This is a genomic window from Pseudomonas sp. GW821-FHT04C07, assembly GCF_059420325.1.
Genome location: NZ_JBWKTM010000011.1, coordinates 38,437 through 64,824 on the forward strand (window position 1 = coordinate 38,437; position 26,388 = coordinate 64,824).

The following is a 26,388-nucleotide window of genomic DNA, read 5'->3' on the forward strand; positions in this document are numbered from 1 at the left end:
CTCTAAAAAGCTGTCAAGGAAGCCCCCCAGGCTAATGCGTACTAATGCGTGCTAATTCTTTCCTTAGAGTCAGACTCGCGCTTTTCATCCTTTGCAACTATCTCGGGAGCCACATCCGGCAAGGGCTCCGGCGCGTATTGCAGCGCAATTTGCAGGACCTCGTCAATCCATTTAACTGGTTTAATCTGAAGATCTTGCTTGATATTGTCAGGAATTTCCTTCAAGTCGCGGACATTCTCTTCAGGAATGATCACGATTTTGATCCCGCCGCGATGTGCCGCCAACAGCTTTTCCTTGAGGCCGCCAATCGCCAGAACCTGACCACGCAGGGTAATTTCACCTGTCATGGCGACATCTGCACGCACCGGAATCCCGGTCAGTGCGGACACCAGAGCGGTGCACATGCCTACACCAGCGCTAGGACCGTCTTTAGGTGTAGCCCCTTCCGGCATGTGGATGTGGGTATCGCGCTTCTCGTGGAAGTCCAGAGGGATCCCCAGGCTTTTCGCGCGACTGCGAACAACCGTCAGCGCCGCAGTGATCGACTCGACCATCACGTCACCCAAAGAACCGGTCTTGATCAGTTGGCCCTTGCCGGGAACCACGGCGGCTTCGATGGTCAGCAACTCACCACCCACCTGAGTCCAGGCCAGGCCTGTCACTTGCCCGATCTGATCCTGCTGTTCAGCCAGGCCGTAGCGGAATTTGCGCACACCCAGGAAGTGCTCCAACAGCTCGGCGGTCACTTTCACCGAGAAGCGTTTTTCCAGAGAATGCTCTTTGACCGCCTTGCGGCAAACCTTGGCAATCTGACGCTCAAGCCCACGTACACCGGCTTCGCGGGTGTAGTAGCGAATGATGTCGCGGATCGCTTCGGCGTCGAATTCCAGTTCGCCTTTCTTCAAGCCGTTGGCCTGAATCTGCTTGGGCGAGAGGTATTTGACGGCGATGTTGATCTTCTCGTCCTCGGTGTAACCGGGCAGACGAATGACTTCCATCCGGTCGAGCAATGCCGCCGGGATGTTCATCGAGTTGGCGGTGCAGAGGAACATTACATCGGAAAGGTCGTAATCGACTTCCAGGTAATGGTCGTTGAAATTGTGATTCTGCTCGGGATCGAGCACCTCGAGCAAAGCCGAAGCCGGGTCACCGCGCATGTCGCTACCCATCTTGTCGATTTCATCGAGCAGGAACAGCGGGTTGCGCACGCCAACCTTTGTCATCTTTTGAATCAATCTTCCTGGCATCGAACCGATGTAAGTCCGCCGATGACCACGAATTTCCGCTTCGTCACGCACGCCGCCGAGCGCCATGCGAACAAATTTACGGTTGGTCGCATGGGCAATCGATTCAGCCAGCGAGGTTTTACCCACCCCTGGAGGACCGACCAGGCACAACACCGGGCCACGAATTTTCTTCACGCGCTTTTGCACTGCGAGGTATTCGAGGATCCGTTCTTTGACTTCTTCAAGCCCGTAATGGTCGGCATCGAGAATATCTTCAGCCCGCGCCAGGTCCAGGCGCACTTTGCTCTGGGCCTTCCACGGCACCTGAACCAGCCAGTCGAGGTAAGAACGCACCACTGTCGCTTCCGCTGACATTGGCGACATTTGCTTAAGCTTGTTCAGCTCGGCCTGAGCCTTGGTCATTGCATCTTTCGGCAAACCGGCGGCATCGATGCGCTTTTTCAGCTCTTCGATTTCATTATGGCCTTCGTCGCTATCACCCAGCTCTTTCTGAATGGCCTTCATCTGCTCATTCAGGTAGTACTCGCGCTGGCTGCGCTCCATTTGCTTTTTGACGCGACCACGAATGCGTTTTTCAACTTGCAACAGATCGATCTCGGCATCCAGCAACGCCAGAACGTGCTCGACCCGGGCCGACAAATCGATGATTTCGAGAATTTCCTGCTTCTGCTCGATTTTCAGCGCCATGTGCGCCGCCATGGTATCGACCAGGCGACTCGGCTCGTCGATGCTGTTGAGGGACGACAGCACCTCGGCAGGGACTTTTTTGCCCAACTGCACATATTGCTCGAACTGAGCCAGCAAGCTGCGGACAAATACTTCCGACTCGCGCTCAGGAGCATCAACTTCGTCAATCAGCGAAACTTCGGCGCGGCAGTGGCCGTCCACTTCGCTGAAACGCTCGATCGCACCGCGTTGCTCACCCTCGACCAACACTTTGACCGTGCCATCAGGCAGCTTGAGCAGCTGCAGAACCGTTGCAATGGTACCTACGCGATAAAGTGCGTCTTCACCGGGATCGTCGTCAGCAGGGTTTCTCTGAGCCAGCAGGAGAATCTGCTTGTCGCCCGTCATCGCGGCCTCGAGGGCTTCGATAGATTTCTCGCGCCCCACGAACAGCGGGATAACCATGTGCGGATAAACCACAACATCACGCAATGGCAGGAGAGGCAATTCGATGGTTGTCTTCATGATTTCGCCTCTACGGCGGCCATAAGGCCGTAAACAGATGGGAGTAAGCTTGAAACCAAGATGGGGGCTGCCTTGAAAAAAAACAAGCTCAAAACAGTACTTAAAGCCTGCCTGTACCTGTAAGAGTAGCCGGATTGCTCGCGATGGACGTTAACGATAACGCGTGCTTTCTGAATAAACGCGCCACCCTTGAGTCCATCGCGAGCAAGCTCGGCTCCTACAGACAACAAAAGCAAAGGGGCCCGAAGGCCCCTTCTTTAAATCCAGCAGTGCGACGCTTAAGCGTCTGGCGCTGCCTTGGCTGTCGGCTCACTGTTTTCATAGAGATACAGTGGCTTGGACTTGCCTTCTATAACGCTTTCGTCGATCACTACTTTACTCACCTCGGATTGCGAGGGGATCTCATACATAGTGTCCAGCAACACACCTTCGAGGATCGAACGCAATCCACGAGCACCGGTCTTGCGCTCAAGCGCACGCTTGGCCACCGACTTGAGAGCGTCGGTACGGAACTCAAGATCGACGCCTTCCATCTCGAACAGCTTGGCGTACTGCTTGGTCAGAGCATTTTTCGGCTCGGTGAGAATCTGCATCAAAGCAGCTTCGTCGAGCTCGTCCAGGGTTGCCAGAACCGGTAGACGACCAACGAACTCAGGGATCAGACCGAACTTGACCAAATCATCAGGCTCGACTTCACGCAGGGATTCACCAACCTTCTTACCCTCTTCCTTGCTACGCACTTCAGCGTTGAAGCCGATGCCACCACGGGTAGAACGGCTTTGAATCACCTTTTCCAGCCCGGAGAACGCACCACCGCAAATGAACAGGATGTTACGCGTATCGACCTGAAGGAACTCTTGCTGCGGATGCTTGCGACCACCTTGAGGCGGAACGGAAGCGACAGTGCCTTCGATCAATTTAAGCAGCGCCTGCTGTACGCCTTCGCCGGAAACGTCCCGGGTAATCGAAGGGTTATCAGATTTACGCGAGATCTTGTCAATCTCATCGATATAGACAATGCCCATTTGAGCTTTCTCTACGTCGTAATCGCACTTCTGCAGCAGTTTCTGAATGATGTTTTCAACATCTTCACCGACATAACCCGCCTCGGTGAGGGTGGTGGCGTCAGCGATGGTGAAAGGCACGTTCAGCAAGCGAGCCAGTGTTTCTGCAAGCAGGGTTTTACCCGAGCCTGTAGGGCCGATCAGCAAGATGTTGCTTTTGCCGAGCTCGACATCGTCATTCTTTTTGTCGCGCTGGTTGAGGCGCTTGTAGTGGTTGTACACCGCTACAGCCAAAACCTTTTTCGCACGCTCCTGACCAATCACATACTGATCAAGGATGCTGCTGATTTCTTTAGGCGAAGGCAATTTATGCGCGCTGCTTTCAGCCTGTGCTTCCTGCACCTCCTCGCGGATGATGTCATTGCACAGGTCGACGCATTCGTCGCAGATAAAGACCGAGGGGCCGGCAATCAATTTGCGTACTTCATGCTGGCTTTTGCCACAGAAGGAGCAATAGAGCAATTTGCCGTTGTCCTCGCCGTTGCGGGTGTCAGTCATTCGATCGATCCAAATCCGATAGGCTTGCAACACAAGATGAAGGCAATTGCAGGCTTTTTCAAGCCCGCAGGTGGCCAGTTAACCCAACCACCTACATTTGAGCTGCTTAGGCAGGCATTTGACGCTTCGTGATCACGGAGTCGATCAGGCCATATTCGGCCGCACGTTCCGCGCCCATGAAGTTATCACGTTCGGTATCACGCTCGACGGTTTCGAGGCTTTGCCCGGTGTGATGGGCCAGCAACGAGTTCAAGCGATGACGAATAGAGAGGATTTCCTTGGCATGGATGTCGATATCCGACGCTTGCCCCTGGAAGCCGCCCAACGGCTGGTGAATCATCATGCGCGAGTTAGGCAGGCAGTGACGCTTGCCCGCAGCGCCACCGGCGAGCAGGAAAGCACCCATGCTGCAGGCCTGGCCGATGCAGATGGTCGAAACGTCAGGCTTGATGAATTGCATGGTGTCGTAGATCGACATGCCCGCAGTCACCGAACCGCCTGGTGAGTTGATGTAAAGATGGATGTCCTTGTCCGGGTTTTCCGCTTCAAGGAACAGCAGTTGCGCCGCAACCAGGTTGGCCATGTAGTCTTCTACCGGACCAATCAGGAAAATCACCCGCTCCTTGAGAAGGCGCGAGTAGATGTCGTAGGCACGTTCGCCACGGGCAGACTGCTCGATAACCATCGGGACCAGGCCGCCTGCGGCCTGGATGTCAGAGCTCTGCTGATAATAAGAATTGCGGGACATGTCCGGCAGTCACTCCCAAATAGTTATGTCTTGAATACGCATAAGCCAGCGCGAAGGCTGGCTTATGTGTGTATTTCAAACTAAGAAAAAATCAGTCGGCTTGTGGAGCTTCTACCGGCTTGACCGCTTCTTCGTAAGAGACCGATTTGTCGGTCACGCTAGCTTTCTGCAGAACAGTATCCACAACTTGTTCTTCCAGCACAACCGAACGGACTTCGTTCAGCTGCTGGTCGTTCTTGTAGTACCAGGCCACAACCTGCTCAGGCTCCTGATAAGCGGAAGCCATTTCCTGGATCAGCTCGCGAACGCGGGTTTCGTCAGGCTTGAGGTCGAATTGCTTGACCACTTCAGCAACGATCAGACCCAGCACAACGCGGCGCTTGGCTTGTTCTTCGAACAGCTCGGCCGGCAGTTGATCAGGCTTGATGTTGCCACCGAACTGCTGAACGGCCTGAACGCGCAGACGGTTCACTTCATTCTCGAGCAGGGACTTCGGCACTTCGATCGGGTTGGTGGCCAGCAGACCGTCCATTACCTGATTCTTGACCTTGGATTTGATCGCCTGGCGCAGTTCACGCTCCATGTTCTTGCGAACTTCGGCGCGGAAACCGTCAATACCCGCTTCCTTGATACCGAACTGAGCGAAGAATTCTTCGGTCAATTCCGGCAGCTTCGGCTCGGACACAGTGTTCACGGTAACGGTGAACTCTGCTGCCTTGCTGGCCAGGTCCAGGTTCTGATAGTCCTCAGGGAAGGTCAGGTTCAGAACGCGCTCTTCGCCAGCTTTAGCGCCAACCAGACCGTCTTCGAAGCCAGGGATCATGCGGCCGGAACCCAGAACCAGCTGAGTACCCTTGGCAGAACCACCAGCGAACACTTCACCGTCGACCTTGCCAACGAAATCGATGTTCAACTGATCTTCGTTCTGGGCAGCGCGATCGGCTTGCTCAAAACGGATGTTCTGCTTGCGCAGCACTTCCAGCATCTTGTCGAGATCGGCGTCCGCCACGTCAGCGCTCAGGCGCTCGACAGCGATGGAGTCGAAGCCGGCAACGGTGAATTCAGGGAACACTTCGAAAGTAGCTACGTATTCCAGGTCCTTGCCCTTTTCCAGGACTTTAGGCTCTACGGAAGGAGCGCCAGCCGGGTTCAGCTTCTGCTCGACAACAGCTTCGTAGAAGGAAGCCTGGATCACATCGCCCACAGCCTCTTGGCGCGCATCAGCTTCGTAACGCTGACGAATCACGCTCATTGGCACCTTGCCAGGACGGAAGCCTGCAATTTTGGCCTTTTGGGCAGTCTGCTGCAGACGCTTGTTGACTTGGGTCTCGATGCGCTCAGCTGGCACGGTGATGCTCATGCGGCGCTCAAGAGCAGAAGTATTTTCAACAGAAACTTGCATGGATATTCCTCGTTGCACAGACGTTAGCCGGCCGTTTCCGACCCCAGAATCAAGGGCATGCATTCTAGTGGGTCAAACTCAAGAAGTCACCCTACTGAAAACGGGTAAAAAAGCAGCAGGCAATTTATAGGCGGGGACAAACGGTTGCGCCTCGCCCTGAGAGCAAATACAGCGAATCACGCCAAGGCCTCTACACCAACCCTTCTATATATAGAAGGAATCAGCGGGCACATCCCTGGCAGCCGAACCGACAAGGTACACGGCAGGCAAACACAGCACCATCCAGCGACAAAATGGCGATGACTCGCCACCCTTTCAGCCCAATGCCTGCAGCCATCCTGGAAATTCACGCTTCTGAAACGAAAACGGCGCAGCCCTTTTCAGGTGCTGCGCCGTTATCTGCTATCAAATAGCTACTTAATTGGTGCGGACGAAGAGACTCGAACTCTTACACCTTGCGGCGCTGGAACCTAAATCCAGTGTGTCTACCAATTCCACCACGTCCGCGTATCAAGCTTTTAAAGCAAAGGCGCCAGATTATTAATCTGGCGCCTTTCTAAATATGGGGTGGACGAAGGGGATCGAACCCTCGACAACGGGAGTCACAATCCCGTGCTCTACCAACTGAGCTACGCCCACCATATTGCCTTGTTGCGTTACTTGTGCCAAAGCTGCCTAATGGCGCACCCGGCAGGACTCGAACCTGCGACCATCCGCTTAGAAGGCGGATGCTCTATCCAGCTGAGCTACGGGCGCCTTGTTAATCTGTATTCTTGGACGATTACAAACTAAGTGCTTTCAGTCTTACCGAGTTAAACAGCAACCCGACTCAACCTTCTTAACCAGTGCTAGGCTGTGCCCGACAAGTGCGACGAATGTTATAGACGACCGGAAAGGTCGTCAACTCTTTTTTGAAAAAAATTCATTTAATTAAAGGGGTTAGGGGAATTTGCAGACCAAGCGCCTTTGCCCTCACGTCACGACATGCGAGAATGCGTTCTCTTTTCTTCCCCCTCTCGATGGTTAATCACGCGTCATGACTGCACAACTAATCGACGGCAAAGCGATCGCCGCTAGCCTGCGCCAGCAGATCGCCAAACGTGTCGCCGAGCGTCGCCAGCAAGGCCTGCGCACTCCTGGCCTCGCGGTGATCCTGGTCGGCAGCGACCCCGCCTCTCAAGTTTATGTCTCGCACAAGCGTAAAGACTGCGAAGAGGTCGGCTTCCTTTCGCAAGCCTATGACTTGCCCTCCGACACCACTCAAGAAGCACTGACCGATCTGATCGATCGCCTGAACGATGACCCCAGGATCGACGGCATCCTGCTTCAGCTCCCTCTTCCTGAACAGCTGGATGCCTCCAGGCTGCTGGAGCGCATTCGCCCGGACAAAGACGTGGATGGTTTCCACCCTTATAACGTCGGCCGTCTGGCGCAACGCATTCCACTGCTTCGCCCTTGCACACCTAAAGGCATCATTACCTTACTGGAAAGCACCGGCGCCGACCTTTATGGGATGGATGCAGTGGTGGTTGGCGCTTCCAACATTGTCGGGCGTCCGATGGCGATGGAATTGCTGCTGGCCGGCTGCACCGTCACCGTCACCCACCGCTTCACCAAGGACCTGGCTGGCCACGTTGGCCGCGCTGACCTGGTGGTTGTAGCCGCTGGCAAGCCAGGTCTGGTCAAAGGTGAGTGGATCAAGGAAGGCGCGATCGTCATCGATGTTGGCATCAACCGCCAGGAAGACGGCAAGCTGGTGGGCGATGTAGTTTATGAAACCGCCCTGCCCCGCGCTGGCTGGATCACGCCAGTTCCAGGGGGGGTTGGCCCGATGACTCGCGCCTGCCTGCTGGAAAACACACTGTACGCGGCAGAAACGCTGCACAGCTAAGTTCAGGTATTACTTAAAGACTTGAACAAAGAACCCCGCCACTTGGCGGGGTTCTTCGTTTTAGCGCCTTGAAACACCCTTAAATCGTTAAGCCCGCTCTGCCCGTGCTGCATTAAGCTGCGCACGGTGCGCCAGTTTCTGCAAACGTTTTTCCAGATCCATCATGATTGCTCGATCAGAACGACCGCTTTCCAGCTCGTCAATCAAGCCATTGGCCAGCTTGCGCAACTCATGAACGATGACGATCCGCCGCCCGCAAATGCACCAGCTTGGCAGGATATCCCGCACACCACGGAAATCGTTTAGATACCTCGGCAATGGAGCATCCCGTGTCAGGGATACCCCCCGTTTTTTTTATTTTTTTAAGGTTTTCGACTGGCTGCCGAAGAACAATCGACAGTTCTTCGACCATACTCATAAAATGTAACGTTTTTCGAGAAAGCCCCGTTACACAACGGCATATCCATCTTTTAACGAGTCCACCCGCGTGAAAATTCGTATTTCGATCCTGAGCCTGGTTTTCGCATTTACAGGCACTTTCATCACGCCGAGCGTTAACGCTCGTGAAACCATCGCGGCGCCCCGAGACACTTCCCATCTGCACATCGCATCCGGTAGCGCGATACTGGTCGACCTGCAGACTAATAAAGTCATCTATTCGAGCAACCCGGACGTCATCGTGCCGATCGCTTCAGTCACCAAGCTGATGACTGGCATGGTCGTTCTGGATGCCAAGCAGTCGATGGACGAATACATTTCCGTGTCGATCAGCGACACCCCGGAAATGAAAGGTGTGTTTTCTCGCGTCAAACTCAACAGTGAACTCAGCCGCAGAGAAATGCTGCTGATCGCGCTGATGTCCTCGGAAAACCGTGCAGCCGCCAGCCTGGCCCATCACTATCCAGGTGGTTATGCGGCGTTTATCGCTGCGATGAACGCCAAAGCCAAAGCGCTGGGCATGACCAGCACCCATTACGTCGAACCCACAGGCCTATCGATCCATAACGTATCCACTGCCCGCGACTTGAGCAAGCTGCTGGAAGCCGCCCGCAAATATCCGATGTTGAGGGAGCTGAGCACCACCAAGGAAAAGACCGTGGCTTTCCGCAAGCCGAACTACACCTTAGGCTTTCATAACACCGATCACTTGATCAACAAGGCCAGCTGGGACATCAAGTTGACCAAGACCGGCTTTACCAACCAGGCCGGTCACTGCCTGGTATTGGTGACCGTTATGGGCGATCGCCAGGTCGCCCTGGTGATTCTTGATGCCTTTGGCAAATACACGCATTTCGCCGACGCCACCCGTATCCGAAACTGGGTCGAAACCGGAAAAAGCGGTTCCGTGCCGGAAGTTGCCGTACGTTACAAAGCTGAAAAGAACCTCAAGAACCGTCATGGTGGTGTAGCGCAGAGTGCTGATTAACCCTTGGGAAACCTAATGAAAAAGCCCTGAACGTCATGTCAGGGCCTTCACAACAAACGGCGCTCAAGAGCGCCGTTTTTTATCCCCTGAATCAGTGCGCGCCCACTGCTTGGGTTGCTCTCGCCGCGGCCTGCTCCTGGCCGGTCTGAGCCAACTCATTAGCGGCTTTGAGCCAGCGTTGCTGGTCAACCTTGGCGGGTATCTGGGTCGGCCCCTGGATCAGCACAGCCCAACTGCCAGCATTCTCCCAAGAAGATTCAAAAGACTTGAAGTCGATCAGCAAACGGCGGTTCATCCCCGCGCGGAGCAAAACTGTCTGCTTATGACGGTTGTAGCCCGCGAGCACGGCGTACCTTGGCTCCGACCAGAACGCCGAGCCTTCGGTGAAACGCACCAGCACCGGGTAACCTGCCGCAACCTGGGTCAACAACGCGGGAAGATTATTGTCGAGCGGATAGACCACCATGCCGTACTCGCGCGCCAGGGCCTGCATATTCTGCTGCAGTCCGGCTTCACCGCCCGGTAAATGAAGTGGTTTATCCAACAAGCCCGGCGTGATCACGATACCTTGCTGGGACAGCATGCTGGCCAAAGCACTGGGCCCACTCTGATACAGCTCGCTACGAAAAAACGGCACGCCGTTAAGCTCGACGCGCTCCGGCAAACGCTGGATCTCTGGCTGCACGCTCCCGGCGCAACCGGCCAGGCTCAGAACACAAGCACCGATCAGCAGCGCAGATCGAAATCGAGGAAATACCCGCAACATCATCACTCTCTTGGTCAGGCGCCAGGCGAACACGCTCCCGGCTTGGCCCTCGATCATAGGGCCGTCTTGGGCGACGGTATAGCCTTGAACGGCAGTTTATTGCGCCCGATAGAGCGAACTGGCTGGTGTCTCTCGACCTTTGGTCAATAGCTTGAAACACATCAGCGACTAGACTGTCCATAGCAAAGAGTGTGCGCCCCAAGCAGGGCTAAAAGGAGGCACTTATGAGCCTGACAACGACAATCATCATGCTGATCTTTGGCTGGCTGGCCGTTGCCGCCGCGATGCTCTGGGGCGTGCTGCGCGTTACTCGCAGACACCATCACCCACACATCCAGCCGACCCCCATTGCGAAGACCGAAAAAACTGCCGGTCGCACCGCTACCGCGCACTGACTGAAATCCGCCCCCCCCAAAAAAAGTAAAAGAAAACGGTCGCCGTGCCCTTTCGAGCACAGACGACCGTTTGCTATTTGCGCTACTCAGGCCTCAACCGCAACCCGCTTCTGGCGAGCGCGGCGCGACAGCATATTCAAACCTTCAATCGTCGCCGAGAACGCCATGGCCGCGTAGACGTAGCCTTTCGGTACATGAGCGCCGAAGCCTTCGGCAATCAAAGTCATACCGATCATGATCAGGAAGCCCAGAGCCAACATCACCACAGTCGGGTTGTCGTTGATGAACTTCGCCAGGGGCTCGGCCGCCAGCAACATCACCAGCACCGAGACCACTACGGCAATGATCATGATCGGCAAGTGCTCGGTCATGCCAACGGCGGTAATGATGCTATCAATCGAAAAGACCATGTCCAACATCAGGATCTGACCGATCGCCGCGGCAAAACCAATCGATACACCGGAGGTCGCGGATGCCGTCTCTTGCGGCTCCGGGTCCATGCTGTGGTGGATCTCTGTCGTCGCTTTCCAGAGCAGGAACAGACCACCGGCAATCAGGATCATGTCTTTCCAGGAGAACACCTGGCCGAACACATCGATGACCGGTTCGGTCAACTGCACGATAAACGCAATGGTGCTGAGCAGGCCCAGACGCAGAACCAATGCCATGCTGATGCCGATGCGCCGCGCTTTGGCCCGGTGCTGCTCAGGCAGCTTGTTGGTCAAGATCGAGATGAAGATCAGGTTGTCGATGCCAAGCACGATTTCCATAACGATCAAGGTAGCCAAGGCCACCCAGGCGGTGGGGCTGACGGCGAGTTGTAAAAGATATTCCATGGGTCAGTCCTGAATCGGTGTTCGAAGGGTTAGATTTCCTGCGACGACTTTTCGCGTTGCTCGCCGTCATCAGCGGGCTTTTTCTTGTTACTGATCAAGCCCTGAGTCGCATCACTCAGTGCCTGCTCCGCAGCTTTGTGGGTGTCGTCGATGGCTTGTCTGGCGCTCTCGGTCGCTTTGCCCATCAGTTGCCGGGCACTTTTCTCGACCTGGTCGCAGCCACTGAGCGCAAATACCGAGAGCGCCAGCAGACTAGCGGCGCCAATGGATTGGAGTTTCTTCATGAGTTCCTCGATAGAACATACAGACCCAAGATGATGGCCTGTCCATAGCGCTGCATTCTAAGGAGGCAAATACTTCAGGAAAATTCGTATTTTTAGCAGCTATACTTCGGTTTTTACGAACTTAATCCCCCATGCTCAATTATCGGCAACTGCATTACTTCTGGGTCGTGGCCAAGACCGGCAGCATCGTTCGGGCGTGTGAGCAGCTGAACCTGACGCCACAGACCATCAGTGGGCAAATCAGCCTGCTCGAACAGACCTACGGGATCGAGTTGTTTCGCCGGGTCGGGCGACAGCTTGAGCTGACCGAAGCCGGGCGCCAGACCCTGCCCTACGCCGAGCAGATGTTCCAGCTCGGCGGTGAGCTGGAGGCGATGCTAAGAGCCCAGCCCAATGAACAACAGATTCAGTTCCGGGTCGGGGTTGCTGACGTAGTACCCAAGTCAATCGTCTACCGCCTCATCGCGCCGACCATGGAGCTGAGCGAGCCGATCCACATCACCTGCCGTGAAGACAAACTCGAACGGCTGCTTGCCGACCTGGCCATCCAGCGTCTGGACCTGGTGATTTCCGACAGCCCGATGCCGTCACATCTCGACATCAAAGGCTACAGCCAGAAACTCGGTGAATGCGGGATCAGTTTCTTTGCCACCAGCGCCCTGGCTGAACGATATGGGAAAGACTTCCCTCGGGGTTTGCACGGCGCCCCACTGCTGATTCCCGGGCAAGAAACCGTGGTGCGCAGTCGGTTGTTGCGCTGGTTCGCCGAACAGCAGATCCAGCCACGCATCGTTGGTGAGTTTGATGACAGCGCCTTGATGCAGGCCTTTGGCCAATCCGGCAGCGGGATATTCATTGGCCCGAGCGTGATTGCCGACGAAGTGAAACGCCAGTATGGCGTGGAGTTGATTGGCCAGACCGATGCGGTAACCGAGTCGTTCTACGCCATTTCGGTGGAGCGCAAGGTCAAGCACCCCGGCATTGTCGCCATTACCGAAGGCGCCCGACGCGAGCTGTTTACCGCGATTGACACCTGAGGATTCAGGCGCAAACCGCGCGGGTTTTGGCGGTCATCAACAACAGCGCCAGCAGGATCGACAGCACGATGAAGCCCGCCGCTGCAAAACCGAGACTGGCCAGCCCCAACGTATCGATCACCCGGCCGCCAACCATCGCACCCAGCCCAATGCCCAGGTTGGCCCCGGCGATATTCAGCGACGCGGCGAAGGCCGGCGCCTGTGGTGCGACCTTCATCAAGCGGACATGGCTGACGAGGAACAACGCTGCCTGGGTGACACCCCATATGCCCATGGCAGCCGCCAACCCAACCGTCGAATGAATGCTTGGCACCAGCGCCACCATGCCGCCGATCATGAAGGCACAGAACACCATCGAGGCGATCAGTGGATGGCGATCGACCATGCGTCCGCCCAGTGAGTTACCGATCAACCCCACCGCACCGAAGCCCATCAGGCACCAGCCGACCACAGTGCCGTTGAAACCGGCAAGTCGCTCCAGGATGTCGGCCAGGTAGGTGTAAGCGGTGAACATGCCACTGAAGACCAGGATCGACAGCAGCACATGGCCCTGCATCAACGGACTGCGCAGAATTTTGAACTGTGAATGCAGGCTCACCTGTTTTTCATGCAACTGCGTCTTTGGCAGATAGATAAACAGCAGCAATGCCTTGGCAAACGCCACCACCGCCAGAATGGCAAACGCACTGCGCCAGCCGAATGCATCGGAAATCAAAGTGCCGACCGGAATCCCGAAGACGGTCGCGCAGACGATTCCAAAACCGATTTTCGCGATGGCGCGCCCGGCGTAATCCGGCCCGACGATGTCCACAGCCGTCTCGCTGGCCAAGGCCCAGAACACTGGCAAACCCAGCGCCGGAATCAACCGCGCCAGCGCCATTACACCTATGTTCGGCGCCACTGCCGCCAGGGTATTGGCCAGGCCAAACATGATCAGCACACTGATAAACAGCCGCCTGCGCTCAAAGCGCGCGAAGTATGCGGTCAAGAACGGCCCGAACGCGGCCACGGTAAAAGCGAACAAGGTCACCAGTAAACCGGCCTGGGAGACGCTGACATCCAGGTCGCGAGCGATGGATGGCAACAGGCCAACAATGATGAATTCTGTGGTCAGCACGGTAAAACCGGCGGCTGACAACAGAAGGATGGGCAACAACATGCATTACTCCGCAAACGACGACGCCAGCGATAGCCCAAGGGCTCACTGGATATGAAAAAAGAGGATGGCGGATCTTAACAGAGTGTTTCCGACAGCGGTTACGCGAACCTGACCTATCACCTTGAACACCCGGGCGGCAGGCCGTTATCGGTGCCTGGTCCAGGAAAAAAACAAGCGCATTGAGCCAAAAGCCTGAGTCCTGCCCCAGCAACATAAGAAAAGCCCGGAAAGGTTCAGACGAACCTTTCCGGGCTTTTTTGTCTTTGCGGTTTAGAACGCGCCCATGTAATCGCGTTTGCCGATTTCAACACCGTTGTGACGCAGGATCGCGTAGGTGGTGGTGACGTGGAAGAAGAACTGCGGCAGGCCGTAGGTCAGCAGATAAGCCTGGCCACTGAAGCGCTTCTCTTTCGGCGTGCCTTGACGGGTGATGATCTCGATCCCTTCCTTGCCATCGATTTGCGCCGGTTTGATGCCGTCGATGAATGCCAGGACTTTGCTGATCAGCGCTTGCAGCTCAGCGAACGTGGTTTCGGTGTCGTCGTACTTCGGCAACTCAACCTCGGCCAGACGCGCGGAAACGCCTTTGGCGAAATCAACGGCGATTTGCACCTGACGCACCAGCGGGAACATGTCGGGGTACAGGCGCGCTTGCAGGAAGGCATTTGGCTCGATGTTCTTTGCCGTGGCGTGGGCTTCGGCCTTGCTCAGAACGTCGCTCAAGGCGTTGAGCATTTGCTTGAAAACCGGGATGGAAGCGGCGTACAGGGAAATAGTCATGACAATCTCGCAGGTTGTGGCGGGAGGTGAACGTGACGCGATTATAGACATGCTTGGGCGCTCTGGCGGCTTGTCTTTTATTCTGCAAGGATTAGGCTAGTCGCCTTCGACAGCATAGGGAAAGCGCGATGAACACCGAGCACGATACCCCCATCGACGAACTGCGGCTCAACAGCACTGAACTCCGTATTCTCGGTTCTTTGATCGAGAAACAGGCCACCAGCCCGGAAACCTATCCGCTGACACTCAATGCACTGGTTATCGCCTGCAATCAGAAAACCAGCCGCGAACCGGTGATGAACCTCAGTCTGGGTCAGGTCGGCCAGAGCCTTCGCGTCCTTGAAGGACGGGGTTTCACTCGATTGGTCATGGGCAGCCGCGCCGATCGTTGGGAGCATCGGCTGGACAAGGCACTGGAGCTGGTTCCCGCCCAGGTGATTCTCGCTGGCCTGCTGTTCCTGCGCGGCCCGCAGACCGTCAATGAACTGCTGACCCGCAGCACCCGCATGCATGATTTCGAAGACAACGAACAGGTCGTGCATCAGTTGGAACGGCTGATTGCCCGAGGCCTGGCGTTGCTGCTGCCCCGTCAGTCCGGACAACGCGAAGACCGCTACATGCATGCGCTGGGCGACCCGGCCGATATCGAAGCGATTCTGGCTGCGCGCCAAAACCCGGTTGAGCGTGGCGCCAGCAGCGGCGTGTCGGTGGAGCGCATCGAAGAACTGGAAGCACGGATCGCGGCACTGGAAGAACGTTTGGCACGGCTGGAATAGCGCCCTGTCGACGCTTTCGCGGGCTTGCCTTGTTCGGCCTGGAGAGCACGCAAACCGTCGTAGCAGTTGCCGCCAGGCTACGTCCGGCCGCGCAGCGGTCGCAATAGGGGCATTCGCGTCTTTGCAGGAAGACCGAGGTAGGCGGATTTACGACCGCTGCGCGGCCGGACGTAGCCTTCGGCAACTGCTACAGGGGAAGCGATTCCCGAGACAGCTAATCAGCCCCGTGCGAAGGCGACCGCCTTCTGGAACTGCTCCTCAGTGGGGCGCACGCCGGTGTACAACACGAACTGCTCCAGAGCCTGAATGGCGATCACCTCCAGCCCGGTGATCACCCGCTTGCCTTTGGCCTGGCCACGCAGGATCAGCGGTGTTTGCGACGGAATTGCCACCACATCAAAGACTGTTTGCGCGGCGTCGATGGCATCCGCTTCGAACGCCAACTGATCGACTTGCGGCCCACCGGCCATACCAATCGGCGTGACGTTGATCAGCATCTGTGGCCGTTGGTCACCCAGCTCAGCCAGCCATTGGTAACCCAGGGAACTCGCCAGGGCGCGACCGGCCATTTCGTTACGGGCCACAATTAAACCGTTTTTGTAACCGCCATCGCGCAAGGCGCTGGCCACTGCCTTGGCCATGCCACCGCTGCCGCGCAGTGCAAAGGTCGAACTTTGCGGCACTTCATGCTTGTTCAGCAGTTGCTCGATGGCGATGTAATCGGTGTTATAGGCCTTTAGATGGCCATTGGTGTTGACGATGGTGTTTATGGACTGGATGGCCTTGGCCGAATCATCCAGTTCATCGACCAGCGCGATGCAGGCTTCCTTGAACGGCATCGAAACCCCGCAGCCACGGATGCCCAGAGCACGAATTCCGCCGACTGCACCAGGCAGATCGTTGCTGCTGAAAGCCTTGTAATAGAAGTTAAGGCCCAGTTGCTCATACAGATGATTATGAAAACGCAGGCCGAAATTCCCGGGGCGCCCAGACAATGACATACACAGTTGGGTGTCTTTGTTCGGGTTCATCAGCATGTTTATCTCCTTCAAATAGAACTTTCAGATGGACGGGATTAGCCAGCCCACCGATTCTGTTCGATCATAGTCCTGTAAGGTTCAAGTACCTGATTGTGTATCAAATCAAGGTAAAGAAACCGGTACAGACCTTACACAATATTTACTGAACGGCTTCGCAGTTTTTTCAAAAAATGCTGTCTTAGAAGTATCCCCGCGACAAACTGTGGGTCTATTGCAGACCACAAGCGCAGGGGCTGGAACCCGAGGAATAGCCATGATTCGTAAAATCCCCACAATAGCCTTGCTCATCGGTGCACTCGCTGTCACCGGACAGGCGTCCGCCCACGATCACCGTGGTGGTTGGGGTTGGGGTGGTCCGGCCCTGTTTGGCGCTGTTGTCGGCGCTGCGGTAGTGGGCTCGGTAATCACCAGTCACGATCGCCCGGTCTATGTTGAGCAACCGGTGTACGTGCAACCTCAGCCGGTATATGTCCAGGCTCCACCGCCTGTCTATTACCAGTCGCAACCGGTTTATGTGCAGCCGGCACCGGTTTACTACGGCCCGCCACCTGGCTACTACGGCCCACCGCGCGGTTATTACGGTCCACCACGTTGGTAGTTATCACGCTGTGAATGCATCAGGCCCCGCCTCAAAACGGGGCCTGATGCATTGTAGAACCTGAACAACGTCTGAATAGATCCTGCCAGGGTCGCTGCTGAGACAGTGGCTACGGCTGAATTTGGCATGATAGATCCGACTGTCGCCTTCGCACCTCGATGCAACGACTGTCATATTTATGTCATGACACCTCAGCAAGATCTGACTTGTCCATATAAGCAGGCCCATAAAAACAAGGACGACCCACAATGCCGACTCAGAATCCCCACCGCACTGCCGGCCTCTGCACATCGAGCAAGGTCTACAGTGCGCTGACCGAACTGAAACACCTGGAAGGCCATCGAAGTGCCAAGTTCCTGTCTTTACTGGCCGAGAACCTGGTGCGAAAAGGCCTGTTGAGTGATCAGGAAGTGGTGTACATGCTCGATCAGGTCGTCGACTGACGCCAGGGTCGCGTTGAATTTCGCCTGCGTCGATGTCCACTATCGAGCGCGATGATTTTTCGTTGAACCGGCAGGTCCGTAAGGTAGCCCCCATAGATTGATGGAGGTACTTATGCCCAAGGTTCATATCATGTCCGTTATCGGCAGCGCCGTTCCTGCACCGCTCAGAGAGCTAGGACTGCTCGCCTGTTGGTATCTGGTGCAGGACGGCGTGCCGATCAGCGGTCCGCTCACTTCACTCCCGGCCGCTCAGGCGCTGTCGCAAAGAATGGGTTCCCATGGTTTGCACGCCTAGGCAAAAAGTACACTGCCACTGGCGCCCGGACGATCCCCGCCCCCACCGCTGGCAACAGCACTGACAGCCTCCCCTTGATGCGTCATCCGCAATGGCGCGCCGCAGTGCCATCTTTGTTCATGGCGCATAGATCCAGATCAATAAATCCCGGACGCGACTCGATTACCCTCCCGGCCTTTTGCGATCGACACGACCATGCCCCTTGCCACTCCGGAACTCCTCGCCCCTGCCGGCTCCCTGAAAAACATGCGTTATGCCTTCGCCTACGGTGCCGATGCGGTGTACGCCGGGCAGCCACGCTACAGCCTGCGGGTGCGCAATAACGAATTCGACCACGCCAACCTGGCCACCGGCATTCGTGAAGCCCGGGCCCAGGGCAAGCGTTTCTATGTGGTGGTGAATATCGCCCCGCATAACGCCAAGTTGCGTACCTTTCTCAACGATCTGGAACCGGTGATTGCCATGGCACCGGATGCGCTGATCATGTCCGACCCCGGCTTGATCATGTTGGTGCGCAAGCATTTCCCGCAGATGCCGATTCACCTGTCAGTTCAGGCCAACACGGTGAACTGGGCCAGTGTCGAGTTCTGGCAGCAACAAGGCTTGAGCCGGATCATCCTGTCCCGCGAACTGTCCCTTGAGGAAATCGCCGAGATTCGCCTGCAGGTCCCAGGCATGGAGCTGGAAGTGTTCGTTCATGGCGCGCTGTGCATGGCCTATTCCGGTCGTTGCCTGTTGTCGGGTTACCTGAACAAGCGCGATGCCAATCAGGGCAGTTGCACCAACGCCTGCCGCTGGCAGTACAAGGCACAACCAGCGGTAGAGAATCAATTGGGCGATATCGTCAAGGCCTTTCAACCCGAACCGGCCCAGCCAACGCTGGGCCTCGGCGCACCGACCGATCAGGTATTTGTGTTGCAGGAAACCAATCGCCCCGAAGAGCTGATGCCGGCATTCGAGGACGAGCACGGCACCTACATCATGAACGCCAAGGACCTGCGCGCGGTGCAGCACGTCGAACGCTTGACCAGGATGGGTGTGCACTCGCTGAAAATCGAGGGCCGGACCAAATCGCATTTTTACTGCGCACGGACCACTCAGGTCTATCGCCGGGCGATCGATGACGCCGTTGCCGGCCGGGAATTCGACCGCAGCCTGATGACCGATCTCGACTCCCTGGCACAACGCGGGTACACCGAAGGCTTTCTACGCCGGCATGTGCATGACGAATATCAGAACTACCAGAACGGCAGCTCGGTGTCCGAGCGTCAGCAGTTCGTCGGTGAGCTGACCGGCGAGCGACGTGATCGACTGGCCGAAGTCCGCGTGAAGAACCGCTTCCTGCTCGGCGACCACCTGGAGTTGATGACCCCCAAAGGCAACTTTCATTTCGATTTGCATCAGTTGTACAACGTCAAAGGAGAGCCCATTGAGGTTGCGCCGGGAGACGGGCACACGGTGTATTTGCCGATCCCGGATCAGGTGGATTTACGCTTTGGGTTGTTGATGCGGGATGTGCGCGTGAGTGCGCCAGCTGAGCGTTGATCGCTCCCACGCAGAGCGTGGGAGCGATCAGGACTCAGATGCGGAATTGCCCCACCAACTTGCCCAAGCGCTGGCCAAGCTCGGCCAGACTGCGAGAGGTCTGTGCACCGAGTTGGGTTTCGTCGGCCACGTTGTCCACCGCCACGGCGATCTGGTGCACGCTGCGATTGATCTCTTCGGCCACCGCCGTTTGCTCTTCGGCGGCGCTGGCGATCTGCGCGTTCATCGAGTTGATGGTGCCGATCAACTGGGCCATGGTGTCCAGCGAAGCACCGGCCTCGTTGGCCTGGGCCGAAGTACCGTCACCGGCATCGCTGGAACGGCGCATGGCTTCTACCGCTGATTGAGTGCCCTGTTGCAGGCGGTCGATCATGCCCTGGATTTCCTGGGTACTTTGCTGGGTGCGGCTAGCCAGCGCCCGCACTTCATCGGCCACCACCGCAAAACCACGCCCGGCCTCACCGGCGCGGGCCGCTTCGATGGCCGCGTTGAGTGCCAGCAGGTTGGTCTGATCGGCAATCGAACGAATAACGCTCAGCACACTGACAATAGACAACACATCTTTTTGCAGGCTATCAAGGGACGTGCCGCTGCTGCGGATATCGCTGACCAACGCGTGGATCTGTTTGATGCTGCCATCCACCACGCGCTTGGCGGCCTGACCCTCTTCGTCGGTCTGCTGCGCAGCAACCGCGGCGCCCTGGGCGCTTCTCGCGACTTCCTGAGCCGCCGAGGACATCTCGTTGATCGCCGTTGCCACCTGATCCGTCTCGTGACGCTGGCGTTCCATGGCCTGCTCCGAACGCTGAGCCTGATCGGAAACCTGTGTCACCAGACCGGTCAACTGCGAGGTCATTTCGGTGATTTGTCGCACCAGGCCGTGGATCTTGTCGACGAAGCGATTGAACGAGCCGGCCAAGTCGCCCAGCTCATCCTGGCTGGTAATCGCCAGACGACGAGTCAGGTCGCCCTCACCTGCGGCGATATCGTCCAGGTTGGCTTTCATCAAGTGCAGCGGACGCAAAATGGTGTTGGCGACGAACATGCCTACCACCGCAATCACCAGCAGCACCACGACGGCGATGCCGACGATGCTCAGCACCACGCCTTGCATGCGCTCATGAACCTTGGCCTCGACCACTGTGACTTGGGCCTCGATCCCGTCCAGGTTGACTGAAGTACCGATGGCCATGTCCCACTTGGGCAGGTATTCGGTGTAGCCGAGCTTGGGTACCAGAACTTTCGGGTCGCTCGGCAACGGCGAGCTGTATTGCAGGTAGTGAGTACCGTCCTTGGCGACTTTCACCAGGTCACGGTTGACATACACGCCATTCGGATCGCGGTTGTCCTTGAAGCTCTGACCCACGCCGTCCGGGCTGTTGCTCTTGAACAGGCGCACCGTTTGCGAGTCGTAACCGAAGAAGTAGCCATCCTTGCCATAGCTGATGCTCGACAGCAGCTTGACCACTTGCGCCCGGGCCGCGTCATCACCCGGTGCCGCCGCGTCGTACAACGGCTTGATCGCGCTCATCGCCACCGCCACATAACTTTGCAGCGTCGCCTTGGCATCGGTCAGCAGGCGCTGACGGGTTTCGTCGACTTCTTTGCTGGCCTGTTCTTGCAGAATGAACACCGTAGTCAGACTGATAACCAGCGCAAACAGTAAGACCGGGAGTACCGCGAGGGATAAAACTTTGGCCTTCAGGCTTAGGCGCATGGCATTCACTCTTGATTTTATTGGCGTGGTTAAGCCTTTAACGGCACGCCGGATCAAAAGTTGAGGGGTCGTCCCGCAAACACAGACCAAAGGTCGCCTGGCTGTCCTTAAACGACGATTTGTCGCTTGCATTCAATGAGCACAATAAAAAATTAAAACTATTTACTTGTCTAAAACGTTTCAGCAGCACTTCTTTAAATGAATGGATAAAGAAACAAAAAGTGCCGCCGCTACAGTGCGAAGACTCTCATGTTCTATCCAATCAAGGACGTCTCCATGTCGATCAGACAGCTTTCCATTCAATGGAAAATTACCCTTCTGGCCGGACTCTGCCTGCTCGGCATTGTCACGTTGCTGGTAGGGCTTTCGCTCTATCGCATGGAGCACAATTCCGAGCTGGTCAAAGCCTCGAGCATGGAGATGCTCAACGAAGCGGCTCAGGTACGTATCGAGGCTCAGGGCGAAGTCCAGGCGCTGGGCATTCGCCAGCAATTCATGGACGCCTACCAATACGGTCACGGCTTCTCCCGCCAGGTACTGTTCCTGCGCGAACAAGCCGAGAAGCGTTTCCTCGATGCCTTCGACCTTCGTGAAGACCTGACCCGTCAGGTCAAGTCGGCGCTGCAAGCCAACCCGGAACTGCTCGGTCTGTCGCTGGTGTTTGAAGCCAATGCGCTGGACGGCAAGGATGAGTTGTTTGCCGGCCAGAAAGAAATCGGCAGCAACGAAAAGGGCCGCTTTTCCCTGTACTGGTCGCAACCGACACCGGGCAAGCTGACCTCAATGTCGCTTCCGGAAAGCGACATTGCCGATACCAGCACCGGCCCCAGCGGCGAACCGGCCAATGCCTGGTTCACCTGCCCACGCACCACACTCAAGCCTTGCGTGATCGAGCCCTACTTCTACATGATCGACGGCCAGAACGTGCTGATGACCAGCATCGTCTTCCCGCTGATGGTCGACGGTAAAGTCATCGCCTCGCTGTCGGTCGACATCAACCTCAACAGCCTGCAAGCGGTCAGCCAGCAAGCGAGCAAGAAACTCTATGATGGCCAGACCAGCGTCAGCATCATCAGCCCGGTCGGCCTGCTGGCCGGCTACAGCGCGGACGCCGGCAAACTGAGCCAGCGTCTGGACATGGTCGACAAGGCCAGCGGCGCCGAGCTGGTCCGCATGCTCTCCAGCGGCAACCGGACCCAGAGTCTGCGCAGCGATCAAGAGCTCAAGGTGCTCTCACCGTTTTCGCCGATTCCTGGCGGCAAGTCGTGGGGCGTGCTGCTCGACGTGCCGGAAAAGGTCCTGGTCGGCCCGGCTGAAACCCTGAAGAAAGAACTCGACCAACGCAGCACCGCCGGCACCCTGATCGAACTGAGTCTGGGCCTGTTGGCGGCAGTCATCGGCCTGTTGCTGGTCTGGTTGATGGCCCGCAGCGTGACAAAACCAATCCTCGGCGTGGCGCACATGCTCGAAGACATTGCCAGCGGTGAAGGTGATCTGACCCGACGTCTGGCATACGACAAGCAGGACGAACTGGGTCAGCTGGCCGGCTGGTTCAACCGCTTCCTCGATAAGCTGCAACCGATCATCGCCGATGTGAAACGCTCGGTGCAGGACGCCCGCAGCACCGCCGACCAATCAGCCGCCATCGCCACCCAGACCAGCGCCGGCATGGAGCAGCAATACCGTCAGGTTGACCAGGTGGCCACCGCCTCCCACGAAATGAGCGCCACCGCGCAGGACGTCGCCCGTAGCGCCGCGCAAGCGGCCCAGGCCGCTCGCGACGCCGATCAGGCGACCCGTCAGGGTTTGACCGTGATCGACCGCACCACCTCCAGCATCGACAACCTCGCCGCGGACATGAGCACGGCGATGACCCAGGTCGAAGGACTGGCCGCCAACAGCGAGAAAATCGGTTCGGTGCTGGAAGTCATTCGCGCCATCGCCGAGCAGACCAACCTGCTGGCACTCAACGCCGCCATTGAAGCCGCTCGCGCAGGTGAAGCCGGACGTGGATTCGCCGTGGTCGCCGACGAAGTACGCAACCTGGCCCGCCGCACTCAGGAGTCCGTAGAGGAAACCCGCCAGGTGATCGAACAGCTGCAAAGCGGTACTCGGGACGTTGTCGGCTCTATGAGCAACAGCCATCGTCAGGCTCAAGGCAGTGTCGAGCAAGTCAGCCAGGCAGTCACGGCCCTGCGTCAGATCGGTGATGCCGTGACCGTGATCACTGACATGAACCTGCAGATTGCCAGCGCTGCCGAAGAGCAAAGCGCCGTGGCCGAAGAGATCAACAGTAACGTGGCGACCATTCGTGACGTGACTGAGTCTCTGTCGGGGCAAGCCAACGAGTCGGCGCGGGTCAGCCAGTCGCTGAACAGTCTGGCTAACCAGCAGCAGAGCTTGATGGATCAATTCAGGGTTTGATCAGCGGTTGGCGGTGTTGATCGTTCCCACGCTCCGCGTGGGAATGCATCCCGTGACGCTCTGCGTCACATCCACAGCGGACGCAGAGCGTCCATGGCAGCGTTACCACGCGGGAGCGTGGGAACGATCGATTAACACCCAGGCAACTCAATCACCACCTTCAACCCGCCCGGCTCACTACCCTGCAACTGCAATACCCCGCCCCTCGCCTCGACGATATCACGCACGATGCCCAACCCCTGGCCATGGCCATCGGTCTGTTCATCCAGCCGCGCACCGCGGCTCAACACCTGATTACGGTTCTGCTCGGGAATCCCCGGCCCGTCATCCTCCACCACCAGGCGAAAGCCCTCGGCCGTCTCGACGATGCTCAGTTTCACCTCGGCATCCGCCCATTTGCAGGCATTGCGTGAACGCTTGAGGCTGTCTTCGGTATGCGCGAGCGGATGGTTGATCTGCGCCACCAGCGGTTCCAGCTCAACCGGCACTTGGGCGTCCAGTTGTGAACGCTGGCGCGCCACTGGGTCAGCACCTCAAGCCCGGGTAAGCCTGGCAATTCCAGGTCGAGAATAATCAAGTCATAGGGTTCGCTGCTGGCTTGATACACCGCATCACGGCCGTCGCCAGCCAGTCGACGGCGTAGCCCTGGCGATTGAGCCCGGCCATCAACTCGTCGGCCAGCGGGACGTGGTCCTCCACCAAAAGCAGGCGCATCAATCATCTTCCTTGTCTTTGAGCAGCTCACCGGTGTTGGCGTCGAGTTCGATTTCATGCACCACGCCCTCGACGGTCAGCAGCTCGATGTCATAGATATAGCGCGCGCGTTCGTCTTTATGCTCCTCGAACTCGGCTTCCAGCAATCTGGCTCCGGGGTAGCGTTGCAGAGCCGGCCCCAGCAGTTGCTCAAGCGGTGCGATCACCCCTTGCTGACGCAGGCGCAGGGCGTGGTCCTGATCCAGATCACGGGCCACTGCCACCGAGCAAAAAGCCAGAAGCGCCAGCGCCATTTGGCTGCCGGCGCGCAGATTTACCTTCATTACGTATCCTGATGATTCTTGAGAACCTGCTCGCAGACGGCGTCCAACTCCAGGTCCCACTCAACACCCTGGACATCGCGCAGTTCAACCTGAATAGATGTAAACCTATAGGCCCCACGATAACCACATCAACTTAACGGAAACTGAATTGCCTTCATTGCCGTCCTGGAAACCGCGCACCGACGGTAAAATCTTCTACAATCGCCGATCGCCAGACATGAGGTCGGTATGACCGCTATCCACATCAAGTTCCCCGCCCTGACCCTCAAAGCCGGAAAACGCGCTTTCGCGCGGATCCGTGAAAACGGCTTGAGCGCCGCCGACGTCGGTACGCTTCCGGGCGCCGCCGGTGGGCCGAAAGCCTTGGGTATTCAGGGTCTGGATCTGGCGTTGTTTGGTGAATGGCTGCCGGCGGCCCCGCGGGAGCGCTCGTTGATTGGCGCCTCTGTCGGTTCCTGGCGCTTCGCCAGTGCCTGCTTGCCGGACCCCGCCGAAGGGATCAGACGCCTCGGTCAGCTCTACAACGAGCAAAGTTTCGGCAAAGGCGTGACCATGGCGCAAATCAGCCTGCGTTCGCAGCGCATGCTGCACGACCTGCTCGACGGTCGCGACGCCTCGATCCTCAACAATCCTGACTACCGACTGAACATCGTCGTGGTGAAAAGTCACGGTCTGCTGGCCGATGATCATCGCGCGCGGTTGGGTCTTGGCCTGTCGTCGGTGATCGCCGACAACCTGCGCGGGCGCTCACGCCTGTCCCGGCATTTCGAACGACTGATCCTGCATGATCCGCGCCTGGCGCCGCCGCTCAATGCCCTCAACGACTTCCCTTCGCGCTTTGTGCCTCTGGACGCTACCAACCTGCGCCAGGCCTTGCTGGCCTCGGGCTCGATCCCGATGATCATGGAAGGCGTGCGCGACTTGCCCGGCGCGGGTGTCGGCACCTATCGCGACGGCGGCCTGCTCGATTACCACCTCGACCTGCCCTACAGCGGCGATGACATCGTGCTCTATCCACACTTCACCAACCGGGTGATTCCCGGCTGGTTCGACAAGCCCCTGCCGTGGCGCCGCGGTAACCCGCAGCGGTTGCAGGACGTCTTGCTGCTAGCGCCCTCCAAGGATTACCTGGCCCGCCTGCCCTATGGCAAACTACCGGATCGCAACGACTTCAAGCGTTTCATCGGCGATGACCTCAGCCGACAAAACTATTGGCGCACAGCCATGGACGAAAGCCGCCGGCTCGGTGATGAGTTCCTTGAGTTGGCCGCGAACGGTCGGCTGGGGGAGAACTTGTTGACCCTTTAGTCAGTGTTTTCCCGCATAGACAAACCCAAGCTGTTAAACTCGTCACCTGCTTTCATCGCCGCGGGCGATAGCCACCTGACAGAGCTCAAACCACTGTGGAAATCTTCAAAGAATTTACCTTCGAATCCGCCCACCGCCTGCCCCACGTCCCGGAAGGCCACAAATGCGGACGCCTGCACGGTCACTCGTTCAAGGTGGCGATTCACCTGAGCGGTGATCTCGATCCGAACACCGGCTGGATTCGCGACTTCTCGGAAATCAAGGCGATCTTCAAGCCGCTCTACGAGCGCCTCGATCACAACTATTTGAATGACATTCCCGGCCTGGAAAATCCAACCAGCGAGGTCCTGGCCAAATGGATCTGGAACGAGTTGAAGCCCCTGCTGCCGGAGCTCAGCGCGATCCGCATCCATGAAACCTGCACCAGTGGCTGCATCTATCACGGCGAATAAGCCGGCGATCAAAAAAACCACCGGGCCCG

24 protein-coding genes, 3 tRNA genes and 5 pseudogenes are annotated in these 26,388 nt (G+C 57.3%); 13 read left to right on the forward strand and 19 right to left on the reverse strand.

Features of this window, described 5'->3' with window-relative positions:
- Positions 1 to 41 precede the first annotated feature (41 nt).
- The 7 genes from lon to AC07UI_RS19915 all read right to left on the reverse strand — a co-directional run bounded on the left by lon (position 42) and on the right by AC07UI_RS19915 (position 6,906).
- Positions 42 to 2,438, reverse strand: coding sequence for an endopeptidase La (gene lon, locus AC07UI_RS19885; RefSeq protein ID WP_494994110.1), 2,397 nt, complete (start codon positions 2,436 to 2,438; stop codon positions 42 to 44).
- A gap of 278 nt (positions 2,439 to 2,716) precedes the next feature.
- Positions 2,717 to 4,000: an ATP-dependent Clp protease ATP-binding subunit ClpX gene (clpX, locus tag AC07UI_RS19890; RefSeq protein WP_494994111.1), complete on the reverse strand. Its 1,284-nt coding sequence runs from the start codon at positions 3,998 to 4,000 to the stop codon at positions 2,717 to 2,719.
- Between the two features lie 106 nt (positions 4,001 to 4,106).
- Positions 4,107 to 4,748 carry an ATP-dependent Clp endopeptidase proteolytic subunit ClpP gene (gene clpP, locus AC07UI_RS19895; protein WP_489072213.1) on the reverse strand — a complete coding sequence of 214 codons (642 nt, stop codon included), beginning with the start codon at positions 4,746 to 4,748 and terminating at the stop codon, positions 4,107 to 4,109.
- A gap of 91 nt (positions 4,749 to 4,839) precedes the next feature.
- The gene (tig, locus tag AC07UI_RS19900; protein ID WP_494994112.1) at positions 4,840 to 6,150 is read right to left on the reverse strand and encodes a trigger factor; all 1,311 of its coding nucleotides are present in this window, start codon (positions 6,148 to 6,150) and stop codon (positions 4,840 to 4,842) included.
- A 422-nt stretch (positions 6,151 to 6,572) separates the two neighbouring features.
- Positions 6,573 to 6,657 (reverse strand) — tRNA-Leu (locus AC07UI_RS19905).
- Between the two features lie 56 nt (positions 6,658 to 6,713).
- Positions 6,714 to 6,789, reverse strand: a tRNA-His gene (locus AC07UI_RS19910).
- A 40-nt stretch (positions 6,790 to 6,829) separates the two neighbouring features.
- Positions 6,830 to 6,906 (reverse strand) — tRNA-Arg (locus AC07UI_RS19915).
- A gap of 280 nt (positions 6,907 to 7,186) precedes the next feature.
- On the opposite strand from AC07UI_RS19915, the gene folD reads away from it, so the two are divergent.
- Complete coding sequence (gene folD / locus AC07UI_RS19920; RefSeq protein WP_494994113.1) at positions 7,187 to 8,041, forward strand: bifunctional methylenetetrahydrofolate dehydrogenase/methenyltetrahydrofolate cyclohydrolase FolD; 855 nt, start codon at positions 7,187 to 7,189, stop codon at positions 8,039 to 8,041.
- An 87-nt stretch (positions 8,042 to 8,128) separates the two neighbouring features.
- On the opposite strand, the gene AC07UI_RS19925 is transcribed toward folD, so the two are convergent.
- Positions 8,129 to 8,359, reverse strand: a complete 231-nt coding sequence (locus AC07UI_RS19925) for a hypothetical protein (protein WP_494994295.1) — start codon at positions 8,357 to 8,359, stop codon at positions 8,129 to 8,131.
- A gap of 169 nt (positions 8,360 to 8,528) precedes the next feature.
- On the opposite strand from AC07UI_RS19925, the gene pbpG reads away from it, so the two are divergent.
- Complete coding sequence (gene pbpG, locus AC07UI_RS19930) at positions 8,529 to 9,467, forward strand: D-alanyl-D-alanine endopeptidase (protein ID WP_494994114.1); 939 nt, start codon at positions 8,529 to 8,531, stop codon at positions 9,465 to 9,467.
- A 91-nt stretch (positions 9,468 to 9,558) separates the two neighbouring features.
- On the opposite strand, the gene AC07UI_RS19935 is transcribed toward pbpG, so the two are convergent.
- Positions 9,559 to 10,290 carry a PA2778 family cysteine peptidase gene (locus tag AC07UI_RS19935; protein ID WP_494994115.1) on the reverse strand — a complete coding sequence of 244 codons (732 nt, stop codon included), beginning with the start codon at positions 10,288 to 10,290 and terminating at the stop codon, positions 9,559 to 9,561.
- A gap of 167 nt (positions 10,291 to 10,457) precedes the next feature.
- On the opposite strand from AC07UI_RS19935, the gene AC07UI_RS19940 reads away from it, so the two are divergent.
- A complete protein-coding gene (locus AC07UI_RS19940) occupies positions 10,458 to 10,628 on the forward strand; it encodes a hypothetical protein (protein WP_494994116.1) in 171 nt (56 codons plus the stop codon).
- 86 nt (positions 10,629 to 10,714) lie between these two features.
- On the opposite strand, the gene AC07UI_RS19945 is transcribed toward AC07UI_RS19940, so the two are convergent.
- Entirely contained in the window at positions 10,715 to 11,464 is a 750-nt protein-coding gene (locus AC07UI_RS19945) for a TerC family protein (RefSeq protein WP_494994117.1), read from the reverse strand.
- 29 nt (positions 11,465 to 11,493) lie between these two features.
- Positions 11,494 to 11,748 carry a hypothetical protein gene (locus tag AC07UI_RS19950; RefSeq protein ID WP_494994118.1) on the reverse strand — a complete coding sequence of 85 codons (255 nt, stop codon included), beginning with the start codon at positions 11,746 to 11,748 and terminating at the stop codon, positions 11,494 to 11,496.
- Between the two features lie 131 nt (positions 11,749 to 11,879).
- On the opposite strand from AC07UI_RS19950, the gene nhaR reads away from it, so the two are divergent.
- Positions 11,880 to 12,785, forward strand: a complete 906-nt coding sequence (gene nhaR, locus AC07UI_RS19955) for a transcriptional activator NhaR (protein WP_494994119.1) — start codon at positions 11,880 to 11,882, stop codon at positions 12,783 to 12,785.
- A 4-nt stretch (positions 12,786 to 12,789) separates the two neighbouring features.
- Here the strand turns inward: nhaR and AC07UI_RS19960 are convergent, their stop codons facing one another.
- Together AC07UI_RS19960 and AC07UI_RS19965 are read right to left on the reverse strand one after the other, a co-directional pair.
- Positions 12,790 to 13,944 carry an MFS transporter gene (locus tag AC07UI_RS19960; RefSeq protein WP_494994120.1) on the reverse strand — a complete coding sequence of 385 codons (1,155 nt, stop codon included), beginning with the start codon at positions 13,942 to 13,944 and terminating at the stop codon, positions 12,790 to 12,792.
- 270 nt (positions 13,945 to 14,214) lie between these two features.
- Positions 14,215 to 14,724, reverse strand: coding sequence for a DUF1993 domain-containing protein (locus tag AC07UI_RS19965; RefSeq protein WP_494994121.1), 510 nt, complete (start codon positions 14,722 to 14,724; stop codon positions 14,215 to 14,217).
- Positions 14,725 to 14,852: 128 nt separating this feature from the next.
- On the opposite strand from AC07UI_RS19965, the gene AC07UI_RS19970 reads away from it, so the two are divergent.
- On the forward strand, positions 14,853 to 15,500 hold the full coding sequence (locus AC07UI_RS19970) for a YceH family protein (protein WP_494994122.1): 648 nt from the start codon (positions 14,853 to 14,855) through the stop codon (positions 15,498 to 15,500).
- A gap of 218 nt (positions 15,501 to 15,718) precedes the next feature.
- Here the strand turns inward: AC07UI_RS19970 and AC07UI_RS19975 are convergent, their stop codons facing one another.
- Positions 15,719 to 16,537: a shikimate 5-dehydrogenase gene (locus AC07UI_RS19975; protein WP_494994123.1), complete on the reverse strand. Its 819-nt coding sequence runs from the start codon at positions 16,535 to 16,537 to the stop codon at positions 15,719 to 15,721.
- 256 nt (positions 16,538 to 16,793) lie between these two features.
- Between AC07UI_RS19975 and AC07UI_RS19980 the strand changes: the two genes are divergently transcribed.
- The 4 genes from AC07UI_RS19980 to trhP all read left to right on the forward strand — a co-directional run bounded on the left by AC07UI_RS19980 (position 16,794) and on the right by trhP (position 19,421).
- Positions 16,794 to 17,138, forward strand: a complete 345-nt coding sequence (locus tag AC07UI_RS19980) for a hypothetical protein (RefSeq protein WP_494994124.1) — start codon at positions 16,794 to 16,796, stop codon at positions 17,136 to 17,138.
- A gap of 248 nt (positions 17,139 to 17,386) precedes the next feature.
- A complete protein-coding gene (locus AC07UI_RS19985; protein WP_494994125.1) occupies positions 17,387 to 17,581 on the forward strand; it encodes a hypothetical protein in 195 nt (64 codons plus the stop codon).
- A gap of 112 nt (positions 17,582 to 17,693) precedes the next feature.
- Positions 17,694 to 17,876, forward strand: coding sequence for a hypothetical protein (locus AC07UI_RS19990; protein WP_494994126.1), 183 nt, complete (start codon positions 17,694 to 17,696; stop codon positions 17,874 to 17,876).
- Between the two features lie 195 nt (positions 17,877 to 18,071).
- Positions 18,072 to 19,421 (forward strand): prephenate-dependent tRNA uridine(34) hydroxylase TrhP, encoded by a 1,350-nt coding sequence (gene trhP, locus AC07UI_RS19995; RefSeq protein WP_494994127.1) that lies wholly within the window; start codon positions 18,072 to 18,074, stop codon positions 19,419 to 19,421.
- 34 nt (positions 19,422 to 19,455) lie between these two features.
- On the opposite strand, the gene ctpM is transcribed toward trhP, so the two are convergent.
- Complete coding sequence (gene ctpM / locus AC07UI_RS20000) at positions 19,456 to 21,270, reverse strand: methyl-accepting chemotaxis protein CtpM (protein WP_494994128.1); 1,815 nt, start codon at positions 21,268 to 21,270, stop codon at positions 19,456 to 19,458.
- Positions 21,271 to 21,633: 363 nt separating this feature from the next.
- Here ctpM and AC07UI_RS20005 point away from each other — a divergent pair.
- Together AC07UI_RS20005 and AC07UI_RS20010 are read left to right on the forward strand one after the other, a co-directional pair.
- Positions 21,634 to 22,704 (forward strand): annotated as a pseudogene (locus AC07UI_RS20005) (cache domain-containing protein); the annotation flags it as partial.
- Between the two features lie 342 nt (positions 22,705 to 23,046).
- Positions 23,047 to 23,562 (forward strand): annotated as a pseudogene (locus tag AC07UI_RS20010) (methyl-accepting chemotaxis protein); the annotation flags it as partial.
- A 131-nt stretch (positions 23,563 to 23,693) separates the two neighbouring features.
- Here the strand turns inward: AC07UI_RS20010 and AC07UI_RS20015 are convergent.
- The 4 genes and pseudogenes from AC07UI_RS20015 to AC07UI_RS20030 all read right to left on the reverse strand — a co-directional run.
- Positions 23,694 to 24,074 (reverse strand): annotated as a pseudogene (locus tag AC07UI_RS20015) (ATP-binding protein); the annotation flags it as partial.
- Between the two features lie 2 nt (positions 24,075 to 24,076).
- Positions 24,077 to 24,276, reverse strand: a pseudogene (locus AC07UI_RS20020) (response regulator); the annotation flags it as partial.
- On the reverse strand, positions 24,276 to 24,599 hold the full coding sequence (locus AC07UI_RS20025) for a PepSY domain-containing protein (RefSeq protein ID WP_494994129.1): 324 nt from the start codon (positions 24,597 to 24,599) through the stop codon (positions 24,276 to 24,278). The gene AC07UI_RS20025 and the pseudogene AC07UI_RS20020, both read right to left, overlap by 1 nt.
- Positions 24,599 to 24,691, reverse strand: a pseudogene (locus tag AC07UI_RS20030) (PepSY domain-containing protein); the annotation flags it as partial. The pseudogene AC07UI_RS20030 and the gene AC07UI_RS20025, both read right to left, overlap by 1 nt.
- A gap of 136 nt (positions 24,692 to 24,827) precedes the next feature.
- Between AC07UI_RS20030 and AC07UI_RS20035 the strand changes: the two are divergent.
- Positions 24,828 to 25,907 (forward strand): patatin-like phospholipase family protein, encoded by a 1,080-nt coding sequence (locus AC07UI_RS20035; protein WP_494994130.1) that lies wholly within the window; start codon positions 24,828 to 24,830, stop codon positions 25,905 to 25,907.
- Positions 25,908 to 26,002: 95 nt separating this feature from the next.
- A complete protein-coding gene (gene queD, locus AC07UI_RS20040) occupies positions 26,003 to 26,359 on the forward strand; it encodes a 6-carboxytetrahydropterin synthase QueD (RefSeq protein ID WP_489072189.1) in 357 nt (118 codons plus the stop codon).
- Positions 26,360 to 26,388: the final 29 nt, after the last annotated feature.

Excerpts from the sequence above, each read along its gene's own strand:
- folD (WP_494994113.1), top strand. The coding sequence starts at position 7,187 with ATGACTGCACAACTAATCGACGGCAAAGCGATCGCCGCTAGCCTGCGC.
- lon (WP_494994110.1), bottom strand. The coding sequence starts at position 2,438 with ATGAAGACAACCATCGAATTGCCTCTCCTGCCATTGCGTGATGTTGTG.
- trhP (WP_494994127.1), top strand. The coding sequence starts at position 18,072 with ATGCCCCTTGCCACTCCGGAACTCCTCGCCCCTGCCGGCTCCCTGAAA.
- AC07UI_RS19985 (WP_494994125.1), top strand. The coding sequence starts at position 17,387 with ATGCCGACTCAGAATCCCCACCGCACTGCCGGCCTCTGCACATCGAGC.
- AC07UI_RS19975 (WP_494994123.1), bottom strand. The coding sequence starts at position 16,537 with ATGCTGATGAACCCGAACAAAGACACCCAACTGTGTATGTCATTGTCT.
- AC07UI_RS19950 (WP_494994118.1), bottom strand. The coding sequence starts at position 11,748 with ATGAAGAAACTCCAATCCATTGGCGCCGCTAGTCTGCTGGCGCTCTCG.
- AC07UI_RS20035 (WP_494994130.1), top strand. The coding sequence starts at position 24,828 with ATGACCGCTATCCACATCAAGTTCCCCGCCCTGACCCTCAAAGCCGGA.
- AC07UI_RS19965 (WP_494994121.1), bottom strand. The coding sequence starts at position 14,724 with ATGACTATTTCCCTGTACGCCGCTTCCATCCCGGTTTTCAAGCAAATG.
- tig (WP_494994112.1), bottom strand. The coding sequence starts at position 6,150 with ATGCAAGTTTCTGTTGAAAATACTTCTGCTCTTGAGCGCCGCATGAGC.
- ctpM (WP_494994128.1), bottom strand. The coding sequence starts at position 21,270 with ATGCAAGCGACAAATCGTCGTTTAAGGACAGCCAGGCGACCTTTGGTC.
- AC07UI_RS20025 (WP_494994129.1), bottom strand. The coding sequence starts at position 24,599 with ATGAAGGTAAATCTGCGCGCCGGCAGCCAAATGGCGCTGGCGCTTCTG.
- AC07UI_RS19935 (WP_494994115.1), bottom strand. The coding sequence starts at position 10,290 with ATGATCGAGGGCCAAGCCGGGAGCGTGTTCGCCTGGCGCCTGACCAAG.
- clpX (WP_494994111.1), bottom strand. The coding sequence starts at position 4,000 with ATGACTGACACCCGCAACGGCGAGGACAACGGCAAATTGCTCTATTGC.
- AC07UI_RS19990 (WP_494994126.1), top strand. The coding sequence starts at position 17,694 with ATGCCCAAGGTTCATATCATGTCCGTTATCGGCAGCGCCGTTCCTGCA.
- nhaR (WP_494994119.1), top strand. The coding sequence starts at position 11,880 with ATGCTCAATTATCGGCAACTGCATTACTTCTGGGTCGTGGCCAAGACC.
- AC07UI_RS19980 (WP_494994124.1), top strand. The coding sequence starts at position 16,794 with ATGATTCGTAAAATCCCCACAATAGCCTTGCTCATCGGTGCACTCGCT.
- AC07UI_RS19940 (WP_494994116.1), top strand. The coding sequence starts at position 10,458 with ATGAGCCTGACAACGACAATCATCATGCTGATCTTTGGCTGGCTGGCC.
- AC07UI_RS19945 (WP_494994117.1), bottom strand. The coding sequence starts at position 11,464 with ATGGAATATCTTTTACAACTCGCCGTCAGCCCCACCGCCTGGGTGGCC.
- AC07UI_RS19960 (WP_494994120.1), bottom strand. The coding sequence starts at position 13,944 with ATGTTGTTGCCCATCCTTCTGTTGTCAGCCGCCGGTTTTACCGTGCTG.
- clpP (WP_489072213.1), bottom strand. The coding sequence starts at position 4,748 with ATGTCCCGCAATTCTTATTATCAGCAGAGCTCTGACATCCAGGCCGCA.
- AC07UI_RS19970 (WP_494994122.1), top strand. The coding sequence starts at position 14,853 with ATGAACACCGAGCACGATACCCCCATCGACGAACTGCGGCTCAACAGC.